The following is an 8,332-nucleotide window of genomic DNA, read 5'->3' as shown; positions in this document are numbered from 1 at the left end:
TTTAAAAACACTCGGATTTTGCCATCTTATAAAGATCGGTCAACCGATCAATAAACTGCTAAATGATCGGCATTACCTATTCAGGAGCTTTTATTTCATAAGTGCTATCAACTGCTAGTCAGTAATAGCTAATTACCTATTAACGGCAACACCTCACGATAAGGTTCATAGTTTTGATAAATTTTTAAACGCTGCTTAAATTCAGCGGTTTTACTTTGATCAGAACTTAAATCTAGCGCTTTAATGGCTTTTTGTTGAGTAGAAATAGCAGCATCAAAATCACCTATCTCAGCATAGGCCGCAGCAAGATTATCCAAGTTGGTTGGATCTTGCTCATTTGACTCAAGTAACGCTAGCGACAGCTCCAGCGCTTTATCACCATTACGGTATTGCGACTCTGGACAGGTTGCTAAAATCCAAGCGACATTACCAAGAGATGCCATATCGCCCACGGCATTGAACTGCTCTACTGCTTTACCACAATTACGCTCAACCCCTTGACCGCCCGCGGCATAAATAAAACCAAGTCTGAAGTTAGCCCACTTATTACCTTTTTTGCTTAACTCGCTATACCACTGCTCTGCAGTCGATAAGTCTCGCTTAATTAAGCTACCTTCAAATGCCAAATCAGCCATGGTCTGCTGCGCTTTTACATGACCTAATGTCGCCGCGTCTGTGACCCACTTTATACCTAAGGCTTGATCTGCTGCGACATAGCGCCCAGATAGATACATAAGCCCAAGCAAATACTGGGCATCAGCGTCGCCTTGGGTCGCCTTTAATTGAATATGTGCTAAACGACTGGCCTCTTCTGAACCTTTAGGTTGCACAATAGAAAACGCACTCGCCCCATTGCTTAACGCTAAACAAAAGACCACTACTGTATTTAAAATCCAAGGTCTATAATTCATGAAGGGCTCCTACAACTCACCAAAGTAACGTTATATTGGGTACAGCTACTCGTAGTTTTATTCTAATTTCCCTCAAGTTAGCCTGAATTAATCTCAAATGTCGAGCCTAAAAAGCTCACACTCATTAATGAGAATCATTATTATTGATAAGGCTCAAGTTTTTGCATATAAATAAACCAAGTTGCAAAGCCCGTGCCTGCCTTGGTCGCGGTAGTTGTAACAAGATGTGATGCAAGCCTAATTGTTAACGCTACAATCAAGCTTAGTGGCGGTATCAGTTGACATATATCACTAATGTATCAAAATACCCTATATCTAAATGGTTATTCACCTAACATTGAGTCGAACTAAAGTAAGACATCTATCAAGGTTTTAATCACTTAATTGACGTAAGATGCTTAATTAGCATATTCTTACTTTTAATGTAAATCAGCCGAGGAACATAGGCATGGCTCTGATTGGAAAGCCAAAACCAGATCCGACTTTGGAATGGTTTTTATCACACTGTCACATTCATAAATATCCAGCCAAAAGTACTTTGATCCACGCTGGTGAAGATTCTGATACGCTTTATTACATCGTAAAAGGCTCTGTAGCCGTCTTGATTAAAGATGAAGAAGGTAAAGAGATGATTCTTTCTTACCTTAACCAGGGCGACTTTATCGGTGAGTTAGGTTTGTTTGAAGAACAAGCTGAACGTACTGCATGGGTTCGTGCTAAGCAAGCTTGTGAAATTGCAGAAATTTCTTATAAGAAGTTCAAGCAGTTAATCCAAGTTAACCCAGAAATCTTGATGAAGCTTTCATCTCAGATGGCTTACCGTCTGCATAGCACCAGCCAAAAAGTGGGCGACCTAGCCTTCCTAGATGTTGCTGGAAGAATTGCACAGACATTACTTCACCTTGCAAAGCAGCCAGATGCTATGACGCATCCAGATGGCATGCAAATTAAGATCACTCGTCAAGAGATCGGCCAAATCGTTGGTTGTTCTCGTGAGACTGTAGGCCGTATCTTAAAAATGCTTGAAGAACAAAACCTTATCCAAGCACATGGTAAAACTATTGTGGTTTACGGAACACGATAAGCCAGTATTAAGCTCGGTTTAAGACAGCTTCTATAAAGTGGCCTGAGATTATCTCAGGCCATTTTTTTATTAGGAGTTCAGCTTGAAATTAGCATTTTATTTATGCCTTTTGGCTGCGATACTACACCTACCTATAGCGGTCGCTAATCAAAAAATTGAAGTTCAACACTATGAGGCGCAAGCTTTAGTTAATAGTGGTCAAATCCTGTCTCTTGATGTCACCCTCTCCAGTATTCAAGCCATATGTAATGGCAGGCTTATTGATGCTCATTTATACCAACATCTAGGCAACTGGCGTTACGAGATCCAAATTCGCACAGAAAAAGGTCAGCTGGTAGAGTTACTCTTAGACGCCAGCAACGGCCAACTCGCTCAACCGGTACGACTACCTGCCAGTTGTAGCGCTGAAAAGCTGTAATATGGCGTAAAAATCAAATCTAATTGCACTGATGTGACACTTTTTGAGTTAACATGAATTAACTCTGTAAACCGCCTGTCACTTAAGATCGCACCATTGAGAGCACTCTATGAAATTACTTCTTGTTGAAGACAATACCTTATTAGTCGAAGAGCTTGTTAAGCAGCTTAAACAAGCCGGTTATGTTACAGATACGACAGACAAGGTCAGTGAAGCTGATTACCTCATCAAAGAAACAAATTATGACTGTGTCATCCTAGATATTGGGTTACCCGATGGCAACGGCTTGGAGCTACTAGAAACCTGGCGTGAGCAAGGAATTCATACCCCAGTCATCATGCTAACGGCTCGCAGCCAGTGGCACGAGAAAGTAGAGGGCTTTAATTCTGGTGCCGACGATTACCTAGGCAAGCCCTTTCATACTCAAGAGCTGCTAGTACGTATTCAAGCACTGATCCAACGTGCTCATGGCAAAGCCAATACGCCAAATAAGCAGTTAACCTATGCAGGTGTGACACTCGATGAAGGCCAGCAGTCTGTGACTGTGGGCGAGCAAACATTTGAGCTGACAGCCATGGAATTTAGGTTATTAAAAATCTTCCTAATGTCGCCGAAAAAACTGTTATCAAAGGCCCAGCTTACCGACAAGCTTTACCAGTTTGATGATGAGAAAGAGAGTAATGTCGTTGAAGTATACGTCACTCATCTACGTAAAAAGCTTGGCAAAACAGCCATTGAGACTCGTCGCGGACAAGGGTATATATTTCACGGCCTCGTTCAATGATCTCAATTCGCACTAAGCTAAGTCTGTGGTTAACAGGCTTAGTGGTGATATCTACCGTTGTCGGCATTATCTTTTTCGAGTCCATGCTGCGCCAAGCTTTTCACGACTCTATCATTGCCAGATTGCAAGAGGACTTACAGCAAGTCTTACTCGCTACCCACCTTGAAGATAGCTCATTTAGCATCGACGAAAATCAGCTATCTAGCTTCTATCGCCCTGTTTATTCCGGCCGTTACTATCAACTGGATCTGCCAGAGCAAGAACTGAGATCACGTTCTTTATGGGATCAGCGACTCGAAGTGGTGGATCTTGAAAAAGGAGAAACCCGTGCCTGGCAGACTAAAGGACCGCAAAATCACGATATCCAGCTACTCTCTATCGGTCTAAAATCTGATACATCAGGTCTTAGCGCCACACTTACGGTGGCTCAGGACTTAAGTATCGGTCGCAAGATTTTTTCTGAAGTCTACGGCACAAAACTTATCGTCAACCTGGCCATGTTGCTAGCAATGATCACCGGTATTTTCCTGGTGCTACGACAGTCATTCAAACCCGTAAACCAGATGAAAGACACCTTAGCCAAATTACGCGAAGGCGAGATTTCCTCATTCGATCTCAACTCTATTCCACTTGAGCTGCAGCCGTTAGCCAAAAACTATAATGAGCTGCTTGCCTATTCTAGTAAGCAGATCGAACGTAGCCGCAATAATTTGGGGAATCTTAGTCACGGTTTAAAAACTCCCTTAGCGGTTATGCAGCAACAGGTTGAGGCTCTTTATTTAAAAGACCCTGACGCGGCTGAAGCCATGCAAAAACAGCTCGATTTAGTCCATAAGATGATTGAGCGTAAGCTTGCGGCGGCGCGGATCACTGGCGACATGCTTCCGGCGGCGCAGATGCAACTACCAAAAGATATTGAAGATTTGGCTCAAACCCTTAATAAGGTTCACCGCACTAAGTCTATTCACTGCCGCTTTGACATTCCCAGCGCGATTACCCGATTACCTATGCATCGTGAAGACGGTATGGAGCTTTTAGGCAATCTACTGGATAACGCTTATAAATGGGCAAGTTCAGAGATCAGAGTCTGTATTAGCTATCAAGATCAGCAGCTTAAATTGACGATTGAAGATGATGGGCCAGGGGTGAAAACAGAAGAGCTAGCGCAACTGACCCACAGGGGCAAACGTCTCGATGAGGCAACGATGGGCCACGGCTTAGGCTTGTCGATTGTTAAAGATATCGCAGAGCAATACAAGATTGAACTCAAGTTTGAACACAGTAAAAGCTTATCCGGGCTGAAAGTCACCTTGCTCTTCTAATACCAATTTGACTGCCTACTTCTACGTTGAACAACTTCACAAGGGAGCTACCATTCTTTCAGTTATTCGCCTTGAATTAGTTTGCCAAAAAACGTTCTGAGTAGATCAACTTCTATACTGATTGGTATAAAGCTTAATTAAAATTCAAGGTACTAAAACCATAAAATAACCGGACTCGCGTCCGGTTTTTTATGCAGCATGTTAAAGAGTTAATTTAGGCTGGCGCGTTGAGCTAACCATTTGCATTGGGTTTTACAGTTAGCAACTAACACTTAGCCATTAACAACTAGTGATTAACGCCTAGCCATTAACATTAGTACTTTCAAAAATCTTGTCCGCAGAAGCTGCTACAAAGCCTGTGTAAAGCTCCCCGTCGGCTTTGGGATAACGTAAAGCAAACTCATAAAAACAGCTAGGAATGTCAATCACTGCGTCAGAGAAGCTAACAGGGATCCTATCTGCCATCGTCGATGACTGCTCCAGTAATACCTCTGGACTGCCCTTTACTTCACCACCCGATGCATTCAATACAAAGCCTGCGGCTTTTAAAGCATCGTTAACTTCAAATATGGTTTCATAACCTGGTAGATAATTAATCGATACCGTGAAATGGTTAGCACGATAACCAAATGCAGCAACCCAGGCAGCGTATTCACTCTCAGCTAATAGCGCTTCATAAGTCTTAGTATCAAGCTGCCAGTGACGGCCTGAGTACAAGAAGTTGTCGGCTGTGGTTGCATCCTTATCAATCTGCTCAATTAAGCCATTAACCGTCGCTTGCAGTTCATCGCTAAACTCTTCAACTAACAATTCAGAAATAAATACTTTTGGCTGTGTACTGTCAGGATGTTCAAAATGCTTAGCGTTGAGCTTCTTGGCTTCAAATTTGTAATCGCCACAAGCTACATAGCCGATAGACTCGAAATGTGCAGACAATACTTCAAGATTAACCTTGGCAATATTAAAAGTACGCAGCGCAATATGATCGTTAATTATCGCCCCGCCTTTAGACAATAGCTGATGAACTTTCGCTGCCGAGGGCGTCATGTCGATATAGTCTTGCCAAAGCGCTTCAAATAGTGTGTTTACATTCGTGTGCATTATTAGCTCCTTACGCCTGCGTGTTGACCTGTTTATTTAGTTAGTTGGTTTAGATCACGCGGCGGTACACATTTTAGGGATGGTGCTTACTTGTTGTCATATCTGTTTTGTCATATCAACTCTCTTAGCAAGAGGCCTGATATAAACAAAGGGGAAGCGCCCCGAGCGCTTCCCCTTTGAATTTGCGACTTGAGTTTAAAGACTCAAACCTGGACTCAATGTTGCGGGCAGACTGACCGCATCGGCCTCAACTGACGCTACTGGGTAGGCACAATAATCTGCGGCATAGAACGCACTCGCTCTGTGGTTACCCGATGCACCAACACCACCAAATGGTGCCGCGCCCGAAGCGCCGGTGATCTGCTTATTCCAGTTAACAATACCAGCACGAATACGTGCAAGGAAGTAGTCATAATCTTCACGGCTATCAGCTAAAATGCCAGCCGAAAGACCATAGCGAGTCGCGTTAGCGAGCTTGATAGCTTCATCAAAATCGCTATAACGTACGACTTGCAATAGTGGGCCAAAATACTCTTCATCTGGCAGCTCAATCACATCGGTGACATCAATCAAACCAGGAGAAACAAGGCCTGTCCCCGATTCGATATGAGTCAACTCAACCAGAGAGTTACCACCTAAGTTAATCAAGTTACGCTGTGCGCTGACCATGCCTTTTGCAGCAGTCTCAGAAATCATCGACCCCATGAACGGCTGTGGCTGTGCGTTCCATGGCCCTACTTTGATCTGCTTTATCGCCGCAACAAGTTGCTCAAGCAATTCGTCACCTGCCGCACCTTTTTCAACATAAAGACGACGTGCACAGGTACAACGTTGGCCTGCTGAGATATAGGCAGACTGAATGATGTCGTGAACAGCGGCTTTAGTGTCGGCGACATCTTTGATGATAAGCGGGTTATTACCGCCCATCTCTAGTGCTAAGATCTTGCCAGGATCGCCAGCATACTGCTGATGCAAGATATGGCCAGTGCGCGAGCTACCGGTAAAGAACAGACCATCAATTTGTGGATGAGCTGCGAGCGCCTTGCCGGTTTCGACTTCGCCTTGAACGAGGTTAATCACACCCGCTGGCAAACCGGCTTTTTCCCATAGCTTAAGCATCAGCTCAGCGACTTTTGGCGTCAGTTCTGATGGCTTAAACACCACGGTATTACCCGCAAGCAGCGCAGGTACTATGTGACCATTTGGTAGATGGCCAGGGAAGTTATAGGGCCCAAATACCGCAACTACACCATGTGGCTTATGGCGTAATACCGCACGGCCTGCAGGTGTATCGTTTTCAGATGTACCAGTACGCTTATGGTAAGCAGCAACTGAAAGGCCGATCTTGCCGATCATTGCGCCTGCTTCTGTCGCAGTTTCCCACTGTGGCTTACCGGTTTCTTGTGCAATCACTTCAGCCATTTCGGCTTTGTGAGCTTCAAGTTGATCGCGATAAGCTTCAACAATGGCTAGGCGTGCATCAAAGCCAAGCATAAACCAGTCAAATTGCACGTTACGTGCGGCATCAACAGCTTGAGATACCTGCTCTGGTGTGGCAGTTTTACTATTCCAAATTACTTCTTGGTTGGCAGGATTAATAGATGTCACTTCGTGACCTAAACCTGCAACCCACTTACCTTCAATAAATTGTGTCATTTTCTATTCCTACATTGGCAATACACGGATCTGCTCACCATCTGCAACCATAAGGGCTGCTGCAGTTTGTGCATCTAAGATCACGTCATCGCTGTCTTCGACTACAACTAAATTAGCAGCTGTAGCCCGATAATCGGCTAATTGGGTATTTGAAACGATATAGCTTGCAGCACCGACTGGCGTGTCACCTATGGTAATGGTTAGTAAACGACTTTCACGTACCGAGCGAATATCATTTATATGGCATTCAACTGTCGGGCCACCATCAAAAATATCAACATAACCACGGCACCTAAAACCTTCCGCTTGCAGCAGGTTAAGTGCTGGACGAGTATTGGCATGAACTTCACCAATGACCTTTTGCGCTTCTTTTGGCAATAAACATACGTAAACCGCATTCTTAGGCATCATTTCTGCCATAAATGCTTTTTGGCTTAAGCCTGAAAGATAGTCGGCCTGCACAAAATCGATCCCTAAGAAGTGCTCTTGCAGCCAGCCATAAAAAGGTGAGTTACCATCTTCGTCACTCTCACCACGCATCTCTGCAATAACCGTTTCACCAAAGCGCTCAGCGTGCTGAGCAAGAAACAGAAAGCGACTTCTTGAAAGCATGCGGCCGTTATTATTTTTACGGTAGCTTCCACGTAGGAAAAGTGTACAAAGCTCGGCTGCGCCAGTGTAATCGTGGCAAAGGGTTAAGGTTTCGACCTCATTACGTACATCGATTTGCTCAGAGTGGTAAACCTCTGTCCCTAATCGATAATGGTAAAAAGCATCGACCATACCTACCGCAGCCTCAATACCACAAGTACCCACAACCTCACCGGTTTCGGTATCTTCTAGTACCATCAAGTAACCTTCATCGAAAGGTTTATCGATCTGCTTAGTAAATGATTCTTCTACTCGAGCAATTTTTCTGCGGAGTAGTGCTTCATTTACCGGTAGAGATGTGAATCCATGCCCTGACTCTTCAGCTATTTGATATAGCGCTTTAAAGTCAGTCGATCGGATTGGACGTATAACTAGCATCTAGGAGTCTCCTCGCTATCACTTGTC

8 protein-coding genes are annotated in these 8,332 nt (G+C 44.1%); 4 read left to right on the top strand and 4 right to left on the bottom strand.

The window, feature by feature from the left end; translation table 11 throughout:
* Nucleotides 1–128: 128 nt before the first annotated feature.
* Complete coding sequence (locus tag ACVBIO_RS18895; RefSeq protein ID WP_447162413.1) at nt 129–911, bottom strand: tetratricopeptide repeat protein; 783 nt, start codon at nt 909–911, stop codon at nt 129–131.
* Nucleotides 912–1,359: 448 nt separating this feature from the next.
* On the opposite strand from ACVBIO_RS18895, the gene crp reads away from it, so the two are divergent.
* The 4 genes from crp (at nt 1,360) to ACVBIO_RS18875 (ending at nt 4,519) form a co-directional block, all read left to right on the top strand.
* Nucleotides 1,360–1,995 (top strand): cAMP-activated global transcriptional regulator CRP, encoded by a 636-nt coding sequence (gene crp, locus ACVBIO_RS18890; RefSeq protein ID WP_012156707.1) that lies wholly within the window; start codon nt 1,360–1,362, stop codon nt 1,993–1,995.
* Nucleotides 1,996–2,077: 82 nt separating this feature from the next.
* A complete protein-coding gene (locus ACVBIO_RS18885) occupies nt 2,078–2,413 on the top strand; it encodes a PepSY domain-containing protein (protein WP_447173205.1) in 336 nt (111 codons plus the stop codon).
* Nucleotides 2,414–2,522: 109 nt separating this feature from the next.
* Nucleotides 2,523–3,197, top strand: a complete 675-nt coding sequence (locus ACVBIO_RS18880) for a response regulator transcription factor (protein WP_447162415.1) — start codon at nt 2,523–2,525, stop codon at nt 3,195–3,197.
* Nucleotides 3,194–4,519: an ATP-binding protein gene (locus ACVBIO_RS18875; protein WP_447162416.1), complete on the top strand. Its 1,326-nt coding sequence runs from the start codon at nt 3,194–3,196 to the stop codon at nt 4,517–4,519. The genes ACVBIO_RS18880 and ACVBIO_RS18875 overlap by 4 nt, the downstream gene beginning before the upstream one ends.
* Before the next feature lie 300 nt (nt 4,520–4,819).
* On the opposite strand, the gene ACVBIO_RS18870 is transcribed toward ACVBIO_RS18875, so the two are convergent.
* The 3 genes from ACVBIO_RS18870 to astA form a co-directional block, all read right to left on the bottom strand.
* Nucleotides 4,820–5,620, bottom strand: a complete 801-nt coding sequence (locus ACVBIO_RS18870; RefSeq protein ID WP_447162417.1) for a 2-oxoadipate dioxygenase/decarboxylase family protein — start codon at nt 5,618–5,620, stop codon at nt 4,820–4,822.
* Nucleotides 5,621–5,815: 195 nt separating this feature from the next.
* Complete coding sequence (gene astD, locus ACVBIO_RS18865; protein ID WP_447162418.1) at nt 5,816–7,276, bottom strand: succinylglutamate-semialdehyde dehydrogenase; 1,461 nt, start codon at nt 7,274–7,276, stop codon at nt 5,816–5,818.
* A gap of 9 nt (nt 7,277–7,285) precedes the next feature.
* Complete coding sequence (astA, locus tag ACVBIO_RS18860; RefSeq protein ID WP_447162419.1) at nt 7,286–8,305, bottom strand: arginine N-succinyltransferase; 1,020 nt, start codon at nt 8,303–8,305, stop codon at nt 7,286–7,288.
* Nucleotides 8,306–8,332: the final 27 nt, after the last annotated feature.

Source organism: Shewanella sp. 0m-8 (assembly GCF_052977265.1).
This window is presented reverse-complemented; position numbering and strand designations above follow the sequence as displayed.